Annotated in this window: 12 protein-coding genes; 7 read left to right on the top strand and 5 right to left on the bottom strand. The window is 43.2% G+C overall.

Annotated features, from left to right (window positions below):
• Position 1: 1 nt before the first annotated feature.
• Positions 2 to 2,173, top strand: a complete 2,172-nt coding sequence (gene fadJ / locus BM528_RS08530) for a fatty acid oxidation complex subunit alpha FadJ (protein WP_442855900.1) — start codon at positions 2 to 4, stop codon at positions 2,171 to 2,173.
• Positions 2,174 to 3,560: 1,387 nt separating this feature from the next.
• Here fadJ and BM528_RS18645 read toward each other — a convergent pair.
• The 3 genes from BM528_RS18645 to BM528_RS08510 all read right to left on the bottom strand — a co-directional run bounded on the left by BM528_RS18645 (position 3,561) and on the right by BM528_RS08510 (position 11,539).
• On the bottom strand, positions 3,561 to 3,731 hold the full coding sequence (locus BM528_RS18645; protein ID WP_198033603.1) for a hypothetical protein: 171 nt from the start codon (positions 3,729 to 3,731) through the stop codon (positions 3,561 to 3,563).
• Between the two features lie 305 nt (positions 3,732 to 4,036).
• Positions 4,037 to 8,590: an EAL domain-containing protein gene (locus tag BM528_RS08515; protein WP_071979515.1), complete on the bottom strand. Its 4,554-nt coding sequence runs from the start codon at positions 8,588 to 8,590 to the stop codon at positions 4,037 to 4,039.
• 201 nt (positions 8,591 to 8,791) lie between these two features.
• Positions 8,792 to 11,539: an insulinase family protein gene (locus tag BM528_RS08510; RefSeq protein WP_071979514.1), complete on the bottom strand. Its 2,748-nt coding sequence runs from the start codon at positions 11,537 to 11,539 to the stop codon at positions 8,792 to 8,794.
• Between the two features lie 164 nt (positions 11,540 to 11,703).
• On the opposite strand from BM528_RS08510, the gene sixA reads away from it, so the two are divergent.
• Together sixA and BM528_RS08500 are read left to right on the top strand one after the other, a co-directional pair.
• Positions 11,704 to 12,219: a phosphohistidine phosphatase SixA gene (gene sixA, locus BM528_RS08505; protein ID WP_232230613.1), complete on the top strand. Its 516-nt coding sequence runs from the start codon at positions 11,704 to 11,706 to the stop codon at positions 12,217 to 12,219.
• A 156-nt stretch (positions 12,220 to 12,375) separates the two neighbouring features.
• On the top strand, positions 12,376 to 12,564 hold the full coding sequence (locus tag BM528_RS08500; protein WP_071979512.1) for a hypothetical protein: 189 nt from the start codon (positions 12,376 to 12,378) through the stop codon (positions 12,562 to 12,564).
• Between the two features lie 26 nt (positions 12,565 to 12,590).
• Here BM528_RS08500 and BM528_RS08495 read toward each other — a convergent pair whose 3' ends face one another.
• Complete coding sequence (locus BM528_RS08495) at positions 12,591 to 13,883, bottom strand: HlyC/CorC family transporter (protein ID WP_071979511.1); 1,293 nt, start codon at positions 13,881 to 13,883, stop codon at positions 12,591 to 12,593.
• A 143-nt stretch (positions 13,884 to 14,026) separates the two neighbouring features.
• Entirely contained in the window at positions 14,027 to 14,818 is a 792-nt protein-coding gene (locus BM528_RS08490; RefSeq protein WP_071979510.1) for a cytochrome C assembly family protein, read from the bottom strand.
• Between the two features lie 155 nt (positions 14,819 to 14,973).
• Between BM528_RS08490 and ffh the strand changes: the two genes are divergently transcribed.
• From ffh to BM528_RS08470, 4 genes are all read left to right on the top strand, one after another.
• Entirely contained in the window at positions 14,974 to 16,389 is a 1,416-nt protein-coding gene (gene ffh, locus BM528_RS08485; protein WP_071979509.1) for a signal recognition particle protein, read from the top strand.
• A gap of 186 nt (positions 16,390 to 16,575) precedes the next feature.
• Complete coding sequence (locus BM528_RS08480; protein ID WP_071979508.1) at positions 16,576 to 20,274, top strand: ATP-binding protein; 3,699 nt, start codon at positions 16,576 to 16,578, stop codon at positions 20,272 to 20,274.
• Positions 20,271 to 20,906 carry a condensin complex protein MksE gene (locus tag BM528_RS08475; protein ID WP_071979507.1) on the top strand — a complete coding sequence of 212 codons (636 nt, stop codon included), beginning with the start codon at positions 20,271 to 20,273 and terminating at the stop codon, positions 20,904 to 20,906. Before BM528_RS08480 ends, BM528_RS08475 begins: the two co-directional genes overlap by 4 nt.
• Positions 20,903 to 22,120, top strand: a complete 1,218-nt coding sequence (locus BM528_RS08470) for a phosphoenolpyruvate carboxylase (RefSeq protein WP_071979506.1) — start codon at positions 20,903 to 20,905, stop codon at positions 22,118 to 22,120. Before BM528_RS08475 ends, BM528_RS08470 begins: the two co-directional genes overlap by 4 nt.
• Positions 22,121 to 22,233: the final 113 nt, after the last annotated feature.

The raw sequence follows: 22,233 nt of genomic DNA, 5'->3' as shown, positions 1-22,233 counted from the left end.
TATGAGCCAGGAAAATATGAGCGAAAGCACAGAAGTAAAAAATGAAGCAACGCCAACCACAGGCGCCTTTTCATTAACTAAACAGGACAACGGTGTTGCTATTCTAAGCATGGATGTTCCCGGTGAGAGCATGAACACGCTTAAAGCCGAATTTGGTGATGAAATAAGCGCTATGCTCGACGATATCGAACAGGACAACAGTATTAAAGGTGTTGTTGTCATCAGTGGTAAAAGTAATTCTTTTGTAGCCGGTGCAGATATTTCAATGCTCGCTGCCTGTAAAACAGCTGAAGACGCAACAAAAATAGCAGCAGGTGGGCAAGCGGTTTTTGATAGAATCGAGAATATGAAAGCTACGTTTGTGGCGGCAATTCACGGTCCTGCTTTAGGCGGTGGATTAGAACTTGCCTTGGCGTGTCACTATCGTGTTTGTACTGATTCTTCAAAAACTCAAGTTGGCTTACCAGAGGTCCAATTGGGGTTATTACCTGGAAGCGGCGGTACTCAACGACTTCCTCGTTTAATTGGCATTCAACAAGCCATGAAGATGATGCTAACAGGTTCGCCTGCAAGAGCTAAACAGGCGAAGAAATATGGCATCGTTGATGATGTAGTGCCTGAAAGTGTGTTGCTCGATGTAGCGGAACAATTTGCTTTAAAGCGTAAGCCAGAGCGTGAAGCGCCGCAAAAAGGGCTTATGAACAAAATGTTGGAGACCACAGGTCTAGGTCGCAACATAATGTTCAAGAAGGCGCGTGAGGCAACGTTTTCCAAAACCAAAGGTAATTACCCTGCACCAGGCTTCATTATCGATGTCATTGAAACGGGTATGACTGAAGGTATGAAAGCAGGGTTAAAAGCAGAAGCTGAGGCTTTTGGTAAGCTAGTTATGACCCCAGAGTCTTTCCAACTTCGCCAAATCTTCTTTGCTACTACAGAAATGAAAAAAGAAAATGGGGTAGAGGGCGTTACACCTGCAAAAGTGAACAAAGCGGGAGTGCTTGGCGGCGGCTTGATGGGGGGCGGTATTGCTTTCGTTACGTCGACAAAAGCCGGTGTGCCAGTGCGTATTAAAGATGTTCGAGCTGAAGGAATCGCGAATGCGATGAAATATAGCTACGATATCTTGAATAAAAAGGTGAAGAAACGCTTTATTCGCAATAGTGAGATGCAAAAGCAGCTTTCGTTGCTTACTGGCACACTAGATTACAGTGGTTATAAAGACATCGACATTGTGGTTGAGGCCGTGTTTGAAGACCTCGATCTCAAGCAAAAGATGGTTGCCGATATAGAAGAAAACTGTAAAGAGACAACTATCTTTGCTTCTAATACTTCGTCTATTCCTATTACCCAGATAGCAGCCAAGGCCAAGCGACCTGAAAATGTCATCGGTTTACATTACTTCTCTCCGGTAGACAAAATGCCGCTTGCTGAAGTTATTGCACATGAAACAACGTCGGACGAAGTAATTTCTTCTACGGTCGAGTTTGCTAAAAAGCAAGGAAAAACCCCTGTTGTTGTAAAAGACGGTGCGGGATTTTACGTGAATCGTATATTAGCGCCTTACATGAATGAAGCGGCCAACCTAATATTAGATGGCGAGCCCATTGAGCATATCGACAAATCACTCGTGAAATTTGGTTTTCCGGTGGGGCCAGTGAAGCTGCTTGACGAAGTGGGCATTGATGTTGGCACTAAAATCATTCCCTTTTTAGTGGAAGCTTTTGGTGAACGTTTCACCGCGCCTTCAGCGTTTGATAAGGTGTTAGCAGACGGCCGTAAGGGTAAAAAGAACAAGAAAGGGTTCTACGACTACGAAGGTAAAAAGCCTGGTAAAGAAGTGGATGAAAGCATTTATGAGTTACTTAGCCTTTCACCATCAAGTAAGTTGAGCGAAAAAGAAGTGGCTGAGCGCTGTGTTCTTATGATGCTTAACGAAGCTGCCCGATGCCTCGACGAAGGTGTTATTCGCAATGCCCGTGATGGCGACATTGGCGCTATTTTCGGTATTGGATTCCCACCTTTCTTAGGCGGGCCTTTCCGCTACATGGATACCCTTGGCATTAAACATGTGGTTTCACGACTACATCATTACTCTACGGCCGTAGGCGATAAATTTGAGCCTGCTGACGTATTGGAAAAAATGGCTGAAAGCGGAGAGTCTTTCTACTAATACTCGCATAAGCTAATTTGAGAACCGGGCTTTCGCCCGGTTTTTTGTTTGCCCAGCGAAGCTGGCAAACCCGTCAGGTTGAAAGAAACCTGAATCACCCTGACTGAGGGGAAGATAATCCGAATGGCAAGGGCGTAGCAAGTGATATGAAGTATGCAGGAGCCGTATACGAGGCCCGTACGTACGGTTCTGTGAGAGGGATGAGGCGCAAGCCTCACCCTACTCGATATTGGCTAAGTCAAGCCTTACTCTTCACAAAGTTCTTATCGAGGCTTTTATAAAGGCCGTTATAAAGGTTGTTGTAAAGAATACTCAGTAGCGCCGCTGCAAAAAAATATTTCGATGTAAATATATACTCACCACGACTTATCGCAGCATAAAATACCATTCCCCAGCAGTAAAAAATATTAACTGCCAGAAGCACACGTCCAAAGCTTCGCAGTTTATGGAGGTCTTTAGTGAGTTGCATCGTAAAATCCTAAGTCATTTTTTTTAAAAAAACCTGAAAATGTGCGGCTACTTGCAGTGAACCTATGCACCTAAATAATCAAACCGCCCCAACCAATATTGCTCCTGACGGGCTTTTCTAAATTAAACAAAAAAAAACACATGGTAACTGTCCGCAAGTTCAAAACTTTCATATAACGGAATTTAAACAAGCCTTTCTTAGCAAAACTCACTTATAACCTTTACATCATTTTCTGACGTTGTGTGTTTACTCAGAGAGGATGGGGCGCCATTACTCATCACCGGAGCTTGCTAAACTTAAACTAAGTGTTGCCCCCGCGTTATCAAAATGTTGAATGTTGAGAATTCGTCGATTTTCAATCAAATTTGTGCGTTTTAGCTGGTTTATTAGTCAGTTTTTAGTAGAATCGCCACGCTTGTTTTTGTGCTAGTCAAAATGTTGACGTCGTGCTTTTCAAACAAGCAATTATTAAAACAGCCGATGTTGTATTCTGAATTTTAGTTTCTTGGAGACGTGTTTTGTTGTCACTTATATTCTTAAGCGTAATATTTAGTGTTTATTTTTATGTTGAGGCGTTTAAGTGGGGAATGAATGCAAAACGGTGGGCAGCAGCTGGGTTAATCTTCGGACCTATAATACTCCCCATGTTCTCAATTTCGCGCCATATGCATTGGCGCAGTGCTGTAGGGTTTAATAATCTCTTCATCGCGGCCTGAACGCCCTGTAACGGCCTGTCCCCCTGCAACGGCAGCCCCCTAATTGCAAACTCAATATCGGAAAACAAGTGCCATCAATTGCAGCTTTGCGTCTGTAGCCACGTTGATTAACAGTAGTCTGCTTAGATACTTGAAGGTTGTAAAAGACAGACATAAAAAAAGAGAGCTAGACTCTCTTTTTTTGAAATTCTTTTAGTGTTGCTTACCAACCCACACCACGGCCGCCCATGCCAGAGCGAGGCTTTGGAACGTAATTTGTTTGTGTTGCCACTTCTTTTTGCGACTCTGGGGCTTGTTTAGCGCCTTCTTGCTTGTCGGCAGCAACTGGAGTGGCGGTAGATAGTACTAGTGCAACTGCGTACTCTTTTAACATGTCTTTTTCCTCTGATTTTATTTTTTTAAATGAACAAACAAAGTCGATGTTATTTTTTATTGTCGACACTTTTACTTGTTGCTAAAGCTGTGCCAACTTTGAAAAGTCTTTATAATTCAGTGTCTTATTGTGATTCTGATGGTTTTTTGACGGTTTTTTTAACCAAAAGTCTAATAAACTTTTGCCTAATGGGTGAAGTGATGCCGGGTATAAAATAGAAGGGGGCAGGTAATCGCCTACCCGAGAAGAGAAAGATATATTTGATGTTTAAGAAAGTAGCTAAAGAAAGTTGTAACCTTAATTATTTACTGAATACTGGTGTTTCCAAGAATGGAGTTTAGCTGTTGATTTTCAGTGAGAAGTTTTTCAAAACGTTCTGCGTTTAATGGTTTGCTATAAAGAAAACCTTGCAACATTTCACAATCATAGCGACGTAGAATATTCAGTTGTGCCTCTTCCTCTACCCCCTCTGCTACCACTTTAAGACCTAAATTGTGCGCAATATTGATAATTGCCGCTGCCATATGTCTGTCTACATTGCTTTTCGCAATGTCATCAATGAAGGCTTTATCAATTTTAAGCGTATTAAGAGGAAAACGCTTAAGGTAAGCAAGAGAAGAGTAACCTGTGCCAAAGTCATCCAATGCCAAGTGAATACCGCGCTCTCTTAAGCGCATCATCATTTGCAAGCCATTTTCGGGGCTTTCCATAAGGGTGCCTTCGGTAATTTCGCATTCTAAATGCAGTGGCGATAACCCTACGTCGCTCAATATCCGATTAATGCGTTCATCAAGGTCTGGTAACTCGAACTGCTTAGCAGAAATGTTTACCGCTACGCGGCCAGTAAACAAGCCTTGACTAACCCATCGTTTAGTATCGGCGCAGGCTTTTCTTAGTACCTGTTCACCTATTTCGATAATTTGACCGGTTTGCTCTGCAAGAGGAATAAATTGTCCTGGGCTCACAATACCTTTTTGTGGATGTTCGAAGCGTACTAAAGCCTCCATACTCACTAGCTTACCTGAAGTAATATCCACTTTGGGCTGGTAGTAAACCGTAAATAAGTCATCTTTAATGCCCTGTCTTATCAGGTTTTCAATTTGCAATTGACGAACGGCGTTTTGATTCATCTCGCCGCTGAAAAATTGATAGCTATTACCACCGTTATTTTTCGCAAAGTACATGGCAGTATCTGCATTTTTCAACATTTCTTGCGGCGACAAACCGTCGTCAGGGAAAAAGGCTATGCCAATACTTGCGCCCAGAACAAACTCCTGCTTGTTTATTATGAACGGGCGCGACAGGGTATCTAATACGTTTTGTGCACAATGCGTGACTGTATGGATATCAGCATTGTTCTCCATTAAGATACTAAATTCATCGCCGCCCAGACGATAACAGGTGGCGTTCTTCCCTGTAATTCTCTGCAGACGTTTAGCAATTTGTTTGATCAATATATCGCCAGTTTGGTGGCCAAGAGAGTCATTAATTTTCTTAAAGTTATCCATATCAAGGCACAGCAGGGCATGCTGTTCACCTTTTCTTACCAAATTCTGATGACTTGCTTGGAAAAACGATCTGTTTGGTAACTCCGTTAATGGGTCGGTATTGGCAAGCTTCAATAGTTCTTTTTCAGTGTTTTTACGCGAAGTGATATCGCTGAAAACGCCCACAAAATGACTTATTTTACCGTCTTCATCATGTACAGCATCAATATTGAGCTCTATCTCAAAGCGGTCACCGTTCATACGTACGCTTTCGACTTCACCGCTCCAGTTGCCCTTTGTTCTTAAGGTTTTCTTAATTTCTTCCGTAAATGCATCGGGGTAAAGATGAAAGTGCATATAACTGGCAAGCGCTTGATCGCGGGTTTCACCGGTATATCCGCAATACGCATTGTTAACGCTAATAAATTTAAACTTAGTGTTAGATATGAAGACACCTTCCGAGATGTTTTCGATAGAGCGTTTGAATAGGTTTAGCTGCTCTTCGGCTTCTTTAAGGTGGTGAATATTTTTGAGTGTGCCAGTCATGCGAATTGGCTGCTCATTGTGATCCCGCTCTACCACTTTTCCTCTGTCTAGGATCCAAATCCACTGATTTTTGAAAGTCTTTGCTCGGTAGGCCAACTCATAATAATCAGTATTTCCTTCAAGGTGCGATGTTAGAGCTTCTTTTACCCTGCTAAGATCATTGGGGTGTATGTTCGCATCGTAGGCTCCGGTAGTACGAATATCATCTTGAGGGAAGTCCAGTGTTCCCCATGTGTTAGCACGGTAAACTTGCCCGCGGTACACGTCCCAATCCCATAATTCGTCTCCTGAGCTCCACAACGTGAGCTTTAGTCTTTCTTCAGATTCTTTTATTGCCAGCTGATTGGCTTTTCGAATTTGAAGCTGGCGCACCAGGAAGGTAATTATCACTATCGTTATTAATGCATAAAAGACTAACGCAACTGCATGAAGCCAAGGCGGTCGTTCTATTTCTATATTTAGCGTTCTGCTCTTAGACCAATTTTTGCCAGGCTCTTTGGCTTGTACTTCATAAATATAATTACCGAAGCCGATATTATTGAACTGTGCGACGCGTCCATTTTCAACATAAATCCAACCAGAATCTAAGCCTGTTAGTTTGTAACGGTAGCTTACTTGTGAGGGATATACTGGGTTGACTAATTCAAAAGAGAGGCTAAACCTTGTTTCATCGTGTGCAAGTGTTACTCTTTTGTGAAGACGAACATCTTGACTCAGCGCAAAGTTTTGCAGCTGGTCTGATCCTTTAGCCTTTTGCTGTTCTATTGATTTTGTGGCGCCGAAAACTCTTAGCTGACTAAGCTGAGGCATCAAAGTTTGAGAGTTAGTGCTATCCTGATTATAGATGTTTTTGGAAATCTTGTTGTAGCCTTTGATGCCACCAAAATAAATTGAATTATCTCGAGAAATGAAAACAGAAGACTCCCCCAAGCTGTTGTAACTTAATTCAGAGTAGGGAATAAGAGTGTCTTGGCTTAGTGAGGGAAGTGCTATTTGATGAATTCCCGCTGCATCTGCGTACCAAATGCTTCGGTCAACGCCCACAGAAGAGTAGATGTATCCATTCCGGTCGTTTCTTATTTGCCTCTTTATTATCTCCAGTGAATCTTTATCAACCATCAAAACGCCGTCGGAACGAGTGGTCAGCCAAAATGCCTCGGCCGTCTCATAAATAGAATACACTTGCGAGTTGAGGCCTTGCCTCTGAGATATCTTGCCAATTATTTTTCTTGTAAAGGGCGATACTATCGTTAATCCCTGTTCGTTTCTCAACCATAATCTGTTCAGACTGTCTGAAAATAAAGGAAATGAATCTTCTAGCAGACCATCTATAGCCAATTTAGACTCAGTCAGACTTTTATTGGGGTTGTTTAAGGCACTTGTATCTATTGAAAAAGCTCCGAGTCTTCCCAGCCAAACCCATATAGTGTCCTCATGAAAGTGAATATGGTCTATTACGTCATCTTTAAAAAGATGAGCTACTCTCGATATTTTTCCATTTTTTTCTTTGTAAGCCATTAAACCATTGGAGGAGGCCACCCAATAATAGCCTCGTGAATCTACTGCCAAATCCCAAAAGTTTGATTCTACGGGATTTTCTTCCGCAAGTTCCAAATAAACAACTTTGCCAGATTCTTTATCATATTTGGCGAGACCGCGCTGTTGAGTCACCATAATCAACTCGTCATCAGCATTTTCGGCCAAAGCCCACACCGCGGCATAATTGTCCTCAGTCTGTCTATCAGAGTTGTAAACTGGCTGATAATGCACGCTGGCATATTCTGGGTGATACCTAAACGCTCCCTGACGAAATGTTCCTGCCCACACTACACCTGTCCTATCTACGGTAACTTTCATAATACTTGCCGCGGGAAATCCAGTAGATTCAAAATTATCCGAATTGAGGTGTAAGGCATCGAATTGTGAATTAGGGGTTATCTCTTGAGCGGCAGCGTTACTCAGTACAAAAAGACCAGACGTGGTTCCAATCCAAATATCGGCATCATTTGCGGTAATATTTAAGGTATTTAGGTTTCCTTCAAACCCCAAGTCATCCCCGTTTTTAGATAAGATGGTTTTACCTCGGGCATTTACTATCTTTAAACCATCTTTAGTGGCAAGCCAATAGTTACCATTTATAACTTTAATATCGTGAAGTGCGGCCGAGTTAAGATTTATACCCCATGGGTTAACTTTGTTTAAATCTGAAACTTCGTTGGTTTCTTTATCAATAATATTGGCGCCAAACTCGTTTGAGCCAATCCACGTTCTATTTGCCTCATCTAATATCACTTTAACGTAAGTACTTTCAGTGAAAACCTGTTTTGCCGATATTATATTTTTTTCATCGTCGTTATACCGATAAAGGAACTTTTCGTCTGCAAACAGAATTTCTCCATTTGTAGCTTCGCTGATTGCGGTTATTGAGTTCGACTTTATGATCGAGTTTTCTTGGTTAAATACTTTAAAGTCGTCGGTTTCAGCTCGGTACATTGCCAAACCACTATTGGTCCCTGCCCACAAAGTACCTGCAGAGTCTAAAAACAGTGTTTGCACGAATCCGGAAGGAATTGAGTTAGGGTCAATATCTGAAGGGTGGTATTGCTTTACTTCATAGCCTGAATAGCGATTAAGGCCATTTGATGTCGCTATCCATATGAAGCCCATGTCGTCTTCCACAATATCGAGTACTGCAGTATCGGAGAGCCCCTGTCGCTTGTTTAATTCTGTAAATTGTAAATCTGATAATTCGATCGCTTCGGCAGAGAAACTTTCTGACATAAGCAATAGCAAGAGAAACACAGTTTTTATTAGGGTTGAGCGCACCTAAACACCTTTGGCTTACGCCGATTATTTTTTATTTTTAAATTAGGTTCCAGCCGCATCCCTAACAACTAGAGAAATTAATATGCCCAATTCAGGCAGTCTCCACAAGGACTTTTTGGGATTGCGGTCACAACGGGTTAGTTCTTAGCCAAAAATCACTGCTGCGTTATATATCTATCGACTGCAATAAAGAATTATTAATCAATGATATGGAATTTTTTGCTTGAATTCGGTAATGCTGTTGATAGAGCGTTTTTCTGGGCAATGCATGGGGGGGAATTTGCCATCGGAGTAGAGTACTATTTCACCGCATCGCTCTCGTTTTGCTAATTGGTCGGCGAAAACCTGAATTTCTTCAAAGGAGAGATTTTTAACGCATTCTGCTAGTTTCAAGTGCCTATCAAATGCTAAGTCCTGAGTGCCCAGGCTAACCCACAGTCGTTGAGATTTCATCGAAAGTGTTAAATCTCTTTCTTCTAATTGCTTTAGCAGGTTTTGCTGAATAGTGGGCCAATAGAAGCGGTAGAACTCGATCTCATTTAACTGCTGAAACAAAAAGGTAGTCATCGCGTCTAGCAGATATTTAGGTTCCCTTTCTGGGCTTTGTATGTAGAAGGCAATACCAGGGTGCTGATTATGGGGCACGTAGCCAGTGCCAACAATATAGCCCAGCTGCTGCTCCGTTCTAAGCGCATTGAAAAACGGAGCGGCTAACATTTGCTCTAGCACCATGCAAAGTGCTGTGTCAGACAAATCTGCCGTTGGTGCTTGTAAATACAATACCACGGCGCCGTCGTCATGCTTACAATTCACATGATGATAGAGAGTTTCGCCAGTCGGCAGCTTCGAAACTGCGCGGGAGAGAGGAGTGCCAGTCGCGTTACCACAGCTATTAGACAGCGATTGGGCATATTCATTTGCATGGGTGGTATTCCAATTACCATGCATAAATGCTTCAGCAAAATAATGACCGAACGCACGTTCTCTAGCATCCAACATTTGTTCATAAGAGATTTCAGACATGACGTCTAAAAGCTCTATTGGCGCTTGAGTATTACGCTGAATTAGCACACTTAATCGAGAAAATAGTCTATTAGTTGGTTTGTTCAATAGGGCATTGTGTAATGCTTGTTCTTGAAGTTGCTTATGATGCGAAAAATCTCGTTGATTTGGAATAAAGCTGACCACCGCATCCATTAATTGGGCCGCAAGGAGAGTTTGTTGATTGGTAAAACCACGGGTATGTAAGGTGAATCCAGCTTGATGACCATAAATACGATAATGCAACCCCGCAATTTCAGCGCGGTAATACTTTGCCTGTAAATGGTCGTTCAGCGCGCCCAGCCAAATGCGCTTCGCTGCAACAGCATTGAGAGAATCTGAAAAGCCCTTGGCATCAAATGAAATATAAATATCTCCTTTGGGGCTATGAAACTGTTGGTCTTGCGCAAACCAAAAACGATACCCCTTTTGCTCGATGAGTTTGTTCGGTAAGTGAAAGCCGGGTTCGGGAAGTGCGAGTTGATATTCGCTGCCCAGATAAGGGTTAGGCGGCGGCAAAGCCAATGAAGCGATATTTCGAGGGGTATCCAGTTTTGCTATTGTGTCTTTTGAAATCTTCTCAACACTGTACATAGCCTCATAAAATGCGCATGTTCTATTGACGTTTACACCTTTAGATATAACCTTCAAGCGAATGTTACTAGGGGTAAAGTAGGATAAGGCATTGAGTATGACAGCCTGATCAAAATTACCAATTGTCGTTCTTAATACGTTTAGCTCTGAAGGCGAAAATATAAATTGGTGTTGGGCATAATCAGTGATCAGATTTAAGGGTTTTATATTTTCTTCGTATTCTAGTGCCAAGGTATCAAGCTGCACTTTTTCTTCATATCGCCAAGCTTCGCCAGAGGCTTTCTCAATTAGCTTAATATAGCTAAACAACGCCTCTAAAATCTGATATTTATTTTCCAGACCTTCATCGGTAAGTTGAAAGCTGACGTTGAAGTCTTTAAATCCGTCGCCTTCGATACCAGCTCCCGCAATCAAATTTAATGCCCAATCCTTTTCTTTTAAAAAAGCTAACAGGCTACCGTCTCCTTCGTCACCGAGCAGATGGCTTATATAGTTTAGAGGTTTGCATTTATAGTCGTTTTGCAAGGGAGGAAGTGCAAAAGTCACTATCATACGTTTTGCTGATTGAAGAGGCTGAATATTGATTTGAATGCCTAGCTCATCAGAACGATAAAGTGGTGGCCAAGTGTCGCTGGCAAGTTGTCCTGTGCTGAATCCTCCAAAACATTGGAGGATCAACGCATCTAATTGCTTTTGCGGCATGGGGCTGGCGATACATAAACACAGGTTTTTTCCACAGTATCGTTGCTGATGCATTGACTTAAGTCGCTGTTTTAATTCCAACGAGGTATGTTTAGAAAAAGTATCGCTATTTCCTACTGAAAATTTCGAAAACGGGTGCTCTGGGTTGCATGTCTCTTTATGAATTTGGTAAAGACGTCGCAAATCATCTTTTTTCTTGAACTCAAATTCCGCGTGAATGTTTTTGACCTCATTTTCGATGGACAACTCTTCGAACAATGGCTGGCGAAGCATATCCGCAAACCCAGGCAACGTTTGCGCTAGTGCCCCTGCATGGCAACTATAGTGATAATTGGCGTATTCTGTCCCAGTCCACGCATTTAATGTTCCGCCATGTTGCGCGATAAAATCGTTTATTGCGTTGGGCTTGGGGAAATGTCGACTGCCCATAAACAGCATATGTTCGAGTAGATGAGCAAGTCCTTGGCAGTCGTTCGGATCGTAAAAATGTCCAGCTCGCACGGCAATGGAGACGTGGGCCTCATTTGCATCAGGAGTATGGCAAGTCATAACACGCAATCCGTTAGGCAGAGTGGTGTGATGAGCATTATCAAACTTTATGGTGTTATTCATGTCATCCTGTTGTGCGCTAGACTCCTTACTTCTGGAGTGGGGGTTAAATATGTAGATTAATACGAATAGAAAATTAAAATACTCGCTATTCAACGGTTAGCGCTAGTCGTATTATCAGCTCTCTGATATCTTTACCAATATCCACTAATACTATGCGCTATGTTATGTCAGGTCAAAGTAGCAACGACGACATTTTTATCTTTATTATGCGTCATGGCGAAGCAGAATCACCATGTTTAGATGACAAAAGCCGCCAGCTTACTCCATTAGGCAGGCAACAGTCTCAATCTGCTGCATTATGGCTTAATCAACATTTCTGCCAAGATAACCGCGTTGATGTAACACTTCACAGTCCTTATCGCCGAGCACGCCAAACACTTGACGAAGTAGCGCGAACAATCACGGCGGAAAAGCTCGAAATGAGCGAAGATATCACGCCAGATGGCTCACCAAAGTTAGTGAGCGATTACATTCAAGCTCGTATCCATGCGTCGGTTAACGGCAACAGACCTATAAAAAAGCTTCTCATAGTCAGTCACATGCCGCTAGTGAGCTATCTCGTCGATGAGCTTTGCCAATCTTATACAACCAGTCTGTTTGCAACCGCTTCTATAGCGGTTGTTAAATATTCCTTAAGCAGCCACAGTGGCACTTTGATGACCCATTACCAGGGAATCTAGAAACAGCTCAAACACACGCCTTAGTTATTTAAATTATCTGCTAACACATTGAGTTAGCAATTTGTCGAGTTATTTTCATTTCTAAGTATTAAGTTATTCGTTAGCGCGCCGATACTTCTTTTGAGAGTGTCAGTGTATTTATCGAAGGGTTGGGAAATGGATAGCAAATCTATTCCTGAGCTCCTCAAGCGTTCACTTCAGTCGCATATGGCTGAGGCAGACTTGCGCGAAGACGAGGAGACACAGGTTATTATTGCAAAACTGTCTGTATTGTCAGAGAAGGTTGCAGCGGCAAAAGCAAAGGCGCTTGAAAAAAGAGCCCAGCGAATTGCCGACGAACAGTAATTTATAAGGCTTCAAGTCCTAAAGGCCTAGGTTGAGGTATTGCCTTTTTCTTCGCGGTAATATTCAGGCATCACTCGCACGGTTTTAATCATGTTTTCCGTTATATCGACAATTTCCAACGGATAACCAGCAAGACGAACACTCACCTTATTTTCCGGAATTTCCTCTAAATACTCTAATAAAAGACCATTAAGCGTTTTAGGGCCTTCAATTGGCAAATTCCAATTCATTTCTTTATTCAGTTCTCTGACGTTAGCACTGCCATCAACAAGCACTGAGCCATCTTGTTGCACGTGCGCTTCTTTACTGTGATCTGGAACCATACTAGTGGTGAAGTCACCAATGATCTCTTCGAGAATATCTTCTAGTGTCACTAAGCCCATAATATCGCCATACTCATCTACAACCAGAGCAATACGTTCTTTTTCAGCCTGAAATTTGTACATTAACGTGTGCAGCGGCGTCGACTCTGGAGTGAAGTAAATCTCTCTTACAGCCCGCAACAAACTCGACTTTGTAAACTGATCTTTGGATAACAATCTCAGAGCATCACGCACGTGAACAAAACCAACGGCGTCGTCTACGCTATCACGATATAACAGCACCCGAGTGTGCTGGGCATGAGTAAGCGCTTTTTGTATTTTTTTCCAATCGTCGTTAATGTCGATTGCAAAAATCTCGGCTCTGGGCACCATGATATCTTCAGCGGTTACGCTCTCTAGATCGAGAATGCTTACCAGCATATCTTGGTGTTTTTTAGGGATCATAGTGCCGGCCTCGAAAACCACTGTTCTCAATTCCTCTCGGCTTAACGAGTCATCGTTACCGTTAGAGGGGCTTATTCGAAGCAGTGCTAAGATTCCGTTGGTAATACCATTTATAGCCGCCACAAACGGATATAAAATCGTGAGTAGGGGAAGCAGAATAATGGAGCTTGGGAATGCTATTTTTTCAGGATACAGGGCTGCCAAGGTTTTAGGCGTAACCTCCGCAAAAATGAGAAGAATAAGAGTTAAGCCAAACGTTGCTGCCAGAATTCCCCAATAGTCACCAAAAAGGCGAATACAGAGCACGGTAGCCAAGGATGAAGCGGCAATGTTTACGAGGTTGTTACCGATAAGAATAAGACCAATAAGCCTGTCAGGTCTGTCGAGAAGTTTCTGTACGCGTTTAGCGGCCCGATTCCCTTCGCTTTGAAGATGCTTTAGTCGATAGCGGTTTATCGACATCATTCCGGTTTCTGAACTAGAAAAATATGCAGATAATAATATGAGTACGCCGAGCGCAATAAACAGCGTACTCGTTGATATGTCGTCCAAAAAGATGGTTTCCTATCTATTAACAGCCTTCAAATCTAGCCATTGAGAGGCATGATTTTGAGCTAAAAAAATTCAAGCTAAAAAGAGATTTATGCTCTCGCTTGCTCGCAAATTAATGTCACTATGGTATTCGCGATATTCTACTACAGCAACAGCTCGCGAACTAATTTACTGCCAAAGTAAGCCAGTGTAAGTAGAACTACACCGGTTATTGTCATAAGAATGACTTGTTTTCCTCGCCATCCTCGCACTTTCTGACCTACTAACAGTACCAAAAATACAACCAAAGCAGCGGCAGAAAGAGCGGTTTTGTGAGCATAAGTTTTACTTAGCATGTCATCTAAAAAGATGAAGCCGCTGATAAGTGATACTGTGAGCAACGATGTTCCTGCCAGCAGCAATTTAAATAAAATATTTTCAACCAACATGAGTGGCGGCAGTGAAGAGTGTAGTAGTGCAGCGCCTTTTTGCTTTAGGCGATAGGTGATATACGACATCTGTAAAGCATAAAGAAACGCAATTACCAGTGTGCAATAGGCGAACAGCGATAGGCTTATATGCACAACAAGTCCGGGCTGCAGCGCAATGTGCATAATATAGGAAACGGGAATAAACGCTGCGGCAAGCACGGCTAGGCTTGCGAAGCCAAAGACCACGGGTAACAAAATTAGGTTTGGTATAGCGCGTGCAAAAATCAGCATAGAGACAGTAATTATCCACGACACCAAGGAGAGTACGTTGGTAACGCTCATGTTTTGTCCTGGAGCAATAATAATCACACCTATTAGAAATGCGATATGCGCGATGGCACCCAAACTTGCCAAAGAAAGTGCAAGACGTTTGTTAGGCCCTTCGTGGTGTACAAATTTGCCGATTAACACTGCTGCGGCCATAACATAAAGTAGGGCAGCAGAAATGGCGAAAAGGGTGTTCATTATTCTTCCTGTGATAATTAGGTAAATCGTCGCCGATTGAGTCGCTATTGATACTGCAACTCACGATCAAATTCAACCATCTCCTTGATTTTGTTTACGCGCCTTTTAAGTTACAATGCTCCCATTACGTCTGAAATCAAAAGAAGTTTCATACTATGTTTGAGAATTTATCTGAACGCCTTGGCCAGACATTACGAAATGTAAGTGGCAAGGGCCGTCTCACAGAAGACAATATAAAAGATACGCTTCGCGAAGTGCGCATGGCATTATTAGAAGCCGACGTTGCGTTGCCAGTTGTAAAAGCCTTCGTTGCCCAAGTTAAAGAGCGCGCTGTGGGCGCAGAAGTGAGCAAAAGCCTTAAACCCGGCCAAGTCTTTATCAAGATTGTACAATCTGAGTTAGAAGCGGTGATGGGGGAGGCCAATGAAAAGCTAAATTTAGCTACTCAGCCTCCTGCCGTAATTTTAATGGCGGGTTTGCAAGGTGCGGGTAAAACAACATCTGTAGGTAAGCTGGCAAAATATCTTACGGAACGCGAAAAGAAAAAAGTCATGGTAGTGAGTGCTGACGTATATCGACCAGCCGCTATCAAGCAGTTAGAAACTCTTGCCAATGAAGTTAATGTAGGTTTTCATGAATCTACAATTTTGCAGAAACCAATTGATATTGTAGAAAGCGCAATCAGCGAAGCCAAAAAGGGTTTCTATGATGTGTTGCTTGTCGATACCGCAGGTAGGCTTCATGTCGATAGCGACATGATGAGCGAAATTCAAGAGCTTCATGGTGCGGTGAAACCCATTGAAACGCTCTTCGTGGTTGATGCGATGACGGGGCAAGATGCCGCAAATACAGCCAAAGCGTTTAATGATGCGCTTCCGCTTACCGGTGTCATACTCACGAAAGCAGACGGTGACGCTCGTGGTGGTGCTGCGCTGTCTGTTCGCCATATCACCGGCAAGCCCATCAAGTTTATTGGTATGGGCGAGAAAGTTGATGCTCTTGAACCTTTCCATCCAGAGCGAATAGCGTCTCGTATTTTAGGTATGGGCGACGTTCTCAGTTTAATTGAGGAAGTTGAGCGTAAGGTCGATAAAACTAAAGCCGAAAAGCTTGCGAAAAAGGTTCAAAAAGGTAAAGGCTTTGACCTCGCCGACTTTAAAGATCAGCTTGAGCAAATGAAAAGCATGGGCGGTATGATGGGAATGCTTGATAAGCTTCCTGGCATGGGCGGCATGTCAGAGAAGATTAAAGAGCAGGCTAACGATAAGCAATTCAACCAAATGGAAGCGATTATCAATTCAATGACGCCTGGAGAACGAGCTCGCCCAGATATCATCAAGGGCTCGCGTAAGCGCAGAATTGCGGCCGGTTCAGGAACTCAGATTCAGGACGTGAATCGTTTATTAAAGCAGTTCACTCAAATGCAGAAAATGATGAAAAAGATGTCTGGTGGCGGCATGAAAAAAATGATGCGTCAGATGAAGGGCATGACACCTCCAGGTGGTGGTTTTGGTGGTCCAGGAGGGCCGGGCGGCTTTGGCGGTGGTCCTGGCGGATTCCCACCGAGGTAATCACTTTGCTTTAAAGTGGTGATTTTAAAAATTGGACTTCGGTTGAACACCAAACAAAAATAAATAGAAAAGCCTCAATGAATGCCAATTATTGAGGTTTTTTACGTTGTGGCATGTGGCTGATTCAAAACACGAACTTAAATTAGCCCTGGCACAAATGAAAGATAAAACTGAAACAGGAATTTTATGGCAGGCTTAAAACGAATTATTCTTATCGATACTCACTTGCCTGGTGTCGTTGAACTAAAGCTTGATGGACATACCAATATATGTGGCACAAACGCTTCCGGTAAAACAACACTTCAGCGGCTTATCCCAGTTTTTTATGGCGAGTATCCAAGCCGAGTAGTTCCTGCGACCCGCGATAGCTTTGAACGATGGTACCTTCCGCGCCTCTCTAGTTTTATTATTTACGAATATGCTCGCGCAGACGGCGACTTATGCCAAGCTGTATTAAGTTCCAACGGTACAGGTGTTAATTACCGTTTAATTGGAAAAGCGTTTGATATTAGCGATTACCTCATTGAACAGAAAAATGGTAAGCATGTCAGTGTGGGCAGCGCGGAACTCGCTCGAGCAATGAAGCGAAGCAATGTTACAGTAACAAGCTTACTCAACACCAAAGACTTTCGAGCCATTATTCAAAACGATCACGGGGTTTTAAATCAGAGCAATACAGCAAGAGAAGTCTTAGGGTACGCGAAGCTATTTAGTTTATGTGAATCGTCAAAGCACATGCGCCACATTGAAAAACTCGCCAAAGCTGTGCACTCTAAAGAAGGCAAGATGGAAACTATCAAAGCCATGATTGCCGCCATATTGGAAGAAGACGGCGTAACGCCACCTACCTCTGGGTTGAGTCGTCACCGTGTCGATGACTGGATAAAAGAATGTCAGCTTATAAAGCAGTTTGACAAGATAAGGCCTGAGTTTTCAAGACTCGAGCAAGCCGATATGGCGCTGAGCACTGCCGAACAGCAGTTGGCTACCTTAAAACATACCTTTGAGCTTGATAAAACGCACTTATCTGCCCGCGTAGAAACAACAAAAAATGAACTCGATGAAAATAGCTTTCAACGCAAACAAGTTGATAGCGAGTGGCATGATAACCGCGACCATCTAAATCAGGTTATTTCAGCTGCACGAGCCGATGTAGAAAAATTCACTATTGAGCTAGAAAATGTAGAAAGTGAATTTGATAAGTGGCAAGAGGAAGATATCGAGCAACTGAAAGAAGATGTTGGTAATTTGCCTCAGTGGTACAGTCAAAAAGAACTTAGCGACAGCAGATATGCGCTATTAACAGAAAAGCATCAAGATATTGAGTCAGCGTATAATAAGCGACTGGCTGAGCTTGGTGAAACGCTCTCTATTACCTTGGAAGAGCTTTCAGAAGCGCGCCAAGAAGCAGCCGAACAAAAGTCTTTGCAGCAGCAAAGTGAACGAGAGGCGCTGGGTAACATTCGCGATGATTATACTGCTCAACTCAATACGCTCAACAGTGAATATCAAACGAGTGTGAACGAGTTAAAAGTTGTTGAGGCAGAATTAAAGGCCGCATTGAGTAACGCAGGCTACAACGAGTTTGAACAATCACAACTGGATATTTTAGACGCGGCTATAAAAGAGGCGTCAGTGAATGAGGATGTTGCAAGAACCGAGCTTAGGCAGGCACAACAAGCTCATTCTAAAGCCTGTGAATATCGCAAAACTTGCTCTCAAGCGCTGGATAGAGCCAGAACCTCTTTTCAACACGAAGAAAAGGCCGTTGATAAAATTAACGGACTGCTTTATCCGGGAGAGGGATCTCTTCTTGAGTTTTTACGTGCAAACGTAGAAGAGTGGGAAGTTTCACTGGGCAAAGTGATACGCCCAGAATTGTTAGACCGAACCGACTTAGCACCTCAGATGGACGGCGAGAGTGATACCTTTATGGGGGTAAAGCTAGCGCTTCAAGAGCTAGATACACCAGATTATGCGCTAACCGAACAAGCGCTGAAAAAGCAGCTTCAAGACGCCGAAATACGCCAAGCCGCAGCACTAGCTGCGCAAAATGAATGCGAGCAGCGGCTAGCAAAAGCAAATGAAGAGGTGCGTAACTCCGAGTTAGTGCTTACTCAAAAAGATAATGTAGTGAAAAGTGCAGAGGCAAGTCGTAAACGTGCTCAACAAGATAGAGACACTGTGCTTAGCGAGTACCAACAAGCTCTGTCAGAGCGCAAACAAAAAGCAAAAACAAAGCTGGAGGCTAATCAGCAGAGCCAAAAGCAAGTAAAGGTTCAGTTTGAGGAAAGTCGCGATGAAATAGCTGCCCAACAAAGAGAGTCCGAAACCGAGCATAAATTTCATTGGCAGCAACTTATTTCAGATTCTGATGCACGTATATCTCAGCTTGATAATGACATGCGTAAGGCAAAAGAAAGTGCAGCTCAAGACCGCAAAGACATGCAAGATTGGCTGGAAAGCGAGTTAAATAATCGCGGTGTGGATATTGATGAAATTGGCCAGCTGAAAAAACAAATTAATCACCTTAAAGAGTCTATCGCACGAACTGAAACCCATCGTCATAAAGTCGCCGACTATGAACGCTGGTATACCAACGTTTTCACCAAACAAAAGCTTATATGGCAGGAAGGGCTTTCAAAAGCTCGCAAGTCACTTGGAGAATCTGAGCGTAGTTTAGCCAGTAAACAAAGTGCTTATAAAACAAAACGAGAGCAGCTGCGTGATGAACACAGCCAGCTAGAGAGCGCGCTTAAAACCGCCTCTGAAAATTTGGAACAGGTGAAAAATCTCAGTAAGTCTCTTTCTAAGCTTTCACTTAATGTCACTGCAGATGCTGCTGATATTAAGCACGATGATGTGAGTATTGGTCAGCGTATTTCCGAAGTGCAAAGTCAGCTTCAAGAGCGTGAAAACTTGCTTAGTGATATTCGTGCCTATGTTGAACGCTTTGACCAGTTAATTGCGGCTCAGGCGGGCACAGGTTTATCAGATACATGGGAGCGAGCGCGTGAAGAATGTGCAACAATAAACACGCATGGCGTGAAAAGTTTTGACCACCGCCGCATGGTTTCCCACCTTTCGCAGCTGCTAAACGTCATCGTGCCGCAGAAACTTCAAGGCCTGCGCGAGCAAGGACGAATTTTTGGCGCAGATCTTTCTCAATACTATTTTGTATTGGCGGATATCGACAAACGTATCGTGTCGCAAAGCCGAAGAATTACTCAAGAGGTAGATGGGGAACTCTTCCTGGACGGTGTGTCAGACTCCGCAGTGAAAATCCGCTCTAGAATTAGCGAGCTTGAGTTTTGGCCAGAACTAGAACAGTTCAGAAAGCATTATCAGTATTGGATAGAAGAGGGCGCTAACGAGCTTCCAGAAGAAGAGTACGGCCAAAGTATGCGAAGAGTGCTCGATATTCTAGGGCGAGCGGCATTAACCGGCGGTATCAGCAAACTGCTTGATATTGAGCTGCATTTGCGAGAAGGAAACAGCGACCTTGTTATTCGAACAGACCGACAGCTCAATGAGTCGTCGAGCCACGGTATGGCCTACCTGATTTTATGTAAGTTCTTGCTAGCGTTCACTCGTCTGCTCCGCCAGGATGCGGCAGCGACAGTTCATTGGCCTATCGATGAGTTAGGCACGCTGCACCAAAGCAACGTTAAAAAGATTTTTGATGCGTGTCAAAACAATAACATTAGCGTTGTTGGCGCATTTCCAAACCCTGAATCAGAAGTACTTACCTTGTTTGAAAATCGATACCTTATTGACAAGGTCACTCGTCAGCTGCAGGTGGTGCAACCGAAAGCGAGTTCAATTGCTGCGAGAATAAAAGCAAAAAAACAAGATGATGCAGAAACACGAGGAGCATCGGCATGATGACAGAGCAAGGTCGCGTATTGAGTGCGCTTTTGCAAGGAGCGTTTATTTGTCAAGTAACTGACGAGGAAGCGTGGCGCTTTTTGAAAAGTAACGATAACGCTGAAAAATTACAGCCCCACTTATCGTTACTCAATCGCACGCTTTCTACCACGGCAGAGGGCGATGTTTTCTTTGCGAGTTACTCAACAATTGGAGAGCAAGAGCGCAAAGTTCTCACTCAGCAGTTTCAAGAAACGGCATCAAACCTTGTACCGCTTATCGAATGGTTATTGCTAGTACAACAGGCTAACGAGTCTGATATGCCAATTACCATGGGCAGCGCTATTCGTCTAAATGAATTACAAACGAGCATTGAAGATACGCCAGCGTATAGTGAGCAATTAGAGAAAATTTCTCGATATCGAATGTTTGGCTCTACCAGTGTTAATGTAGACGGCCAGCTAAAACAGGTATTTAAGCGTCTCACTGAGTTAGGATATTTGATTAAGCCAAATCCCGACAAACAAATTTATTTGGGTACGGGAAAAATAGAACATTTGTATGAAACATTACGCTTTATAGATGAGACCGAAGCGCTGAGCTTGTCTGAGCAGGCGGAGGCCGCAGTATCACAGGGTAACCTAATATGAGCCAAGTTTTACTGCAAGCAGGCACCAAGCTACTTAACGCCCTTGGTCGCCACAGTGACTTAATCATGCAGGCTTATATCAACGGTTCGGTGAAAGAGCGCGATCACAGTTCAAAAGTGCTAGAGCAGTTAGTGCAATTAGGTGTGCTGTGGCGGCCAGAAGCACAGAGCGAGTTGCGGTTGAAAAGCGCGGTTCGTACCCTTCTTGAGGGAAGCCTGCAAGACGAGCGAAACAGAACGATAAATGCCAACGTTGGTGCATCGCTTGCCAGTTTAAAAACCCTTACCGAGCATTATAAAGAAGCGCTGCACTACAACAAATTTAATGAAGCTGCTGCGCATATGAGCGATCTTACAGAGCATGTCTATCAGCTGTCGGAAACGTTGAGCAACAGCGTTAGGGTTATGTTTAGCCGAATTAATAATGAGTTTGGATATGTTTCTTCAGTTGATGCCAAAATACGCGAAAATGAGTTAGCACAAAAACAGGTGACAGATTTACTGGCACAACTTGAATGCTTTCGATTCGATGAATTAAGTGAAATAGCTGGCTCCAATCGAGAACTAAGGCACCTTTTGGTGGTATCTCTGCAGCAGCGCTTCTCAAAAGCAGCCCAAGAGCTATCTGTGGTACAGGCCAGGTTGCTTGACTTACTTGGGCGCTTCAGAGAATTTCAGGGACGGACACGTCTACTTAAAGGGTTTTTGTTACACGTAGAGCAGCAGCCAGATTTTGCTCCAGGAAATTACGCCAACCTCACTAATGTTCCTGTTTTGTTCAATCAAAGTGCTTCTATCATTGGGCACGCCGCTGCTGATGTGAATAACGTGGCGCAAGAGCAAGACTATCAGGAAATGGTGGCAACCCTTACTCACATTCACAAAAAACGGGCTACTGTAGATGAAGGTAAACCCTATGATATTAATGTCACAGAGCAGGAAACACTTTCGTTAGTAAAAGATCCACTACAACACGCGGTTGAGGCCTATTTTTGTGATGTTATTGATTCTGGACAGCCAAAAACAGCGCTTGATTACTTTGAAGAGCAGCAGCTTGAGTTTGATCCAGAAGTATGGCTGTATCAGGTAATAGGTGGCTATCAAGCATTGGGAGAGGAAGAGAAGCAGTTTTTCGCCTTAGAGCCCCACGGGAAAAATGATCAAGTTTATACTGGCAATTTTTATATAAGTGACATTACCTTAGGTCTGCGCTAGGACGTGAACCTAGTGCTTAAACTAGTCGAAATTAATAGAAAAGTTTACAAAAAAGTAACATTATGAGCTATAAAGTTTAAGTGGGCGTAATGATGCTGTCATGGGGTAAGTGT

The sequence above is a fragment of the Alteromonas sp. RW2A1 genome, from assembly GCF_001886475.1.
GTDB classification, from domain to species: Bacteria; Pseudomonadota; Gammaproteobacteria; order Enterobacterales; family Alteromonadaceae; genus Alteromonas; species Alteromonas hispanica.
The sequence above is the reverse complement of the archived record's forward strand: the minus strand, read 5'-3'. Positions and strand labels throughout refer to the sequence as shown.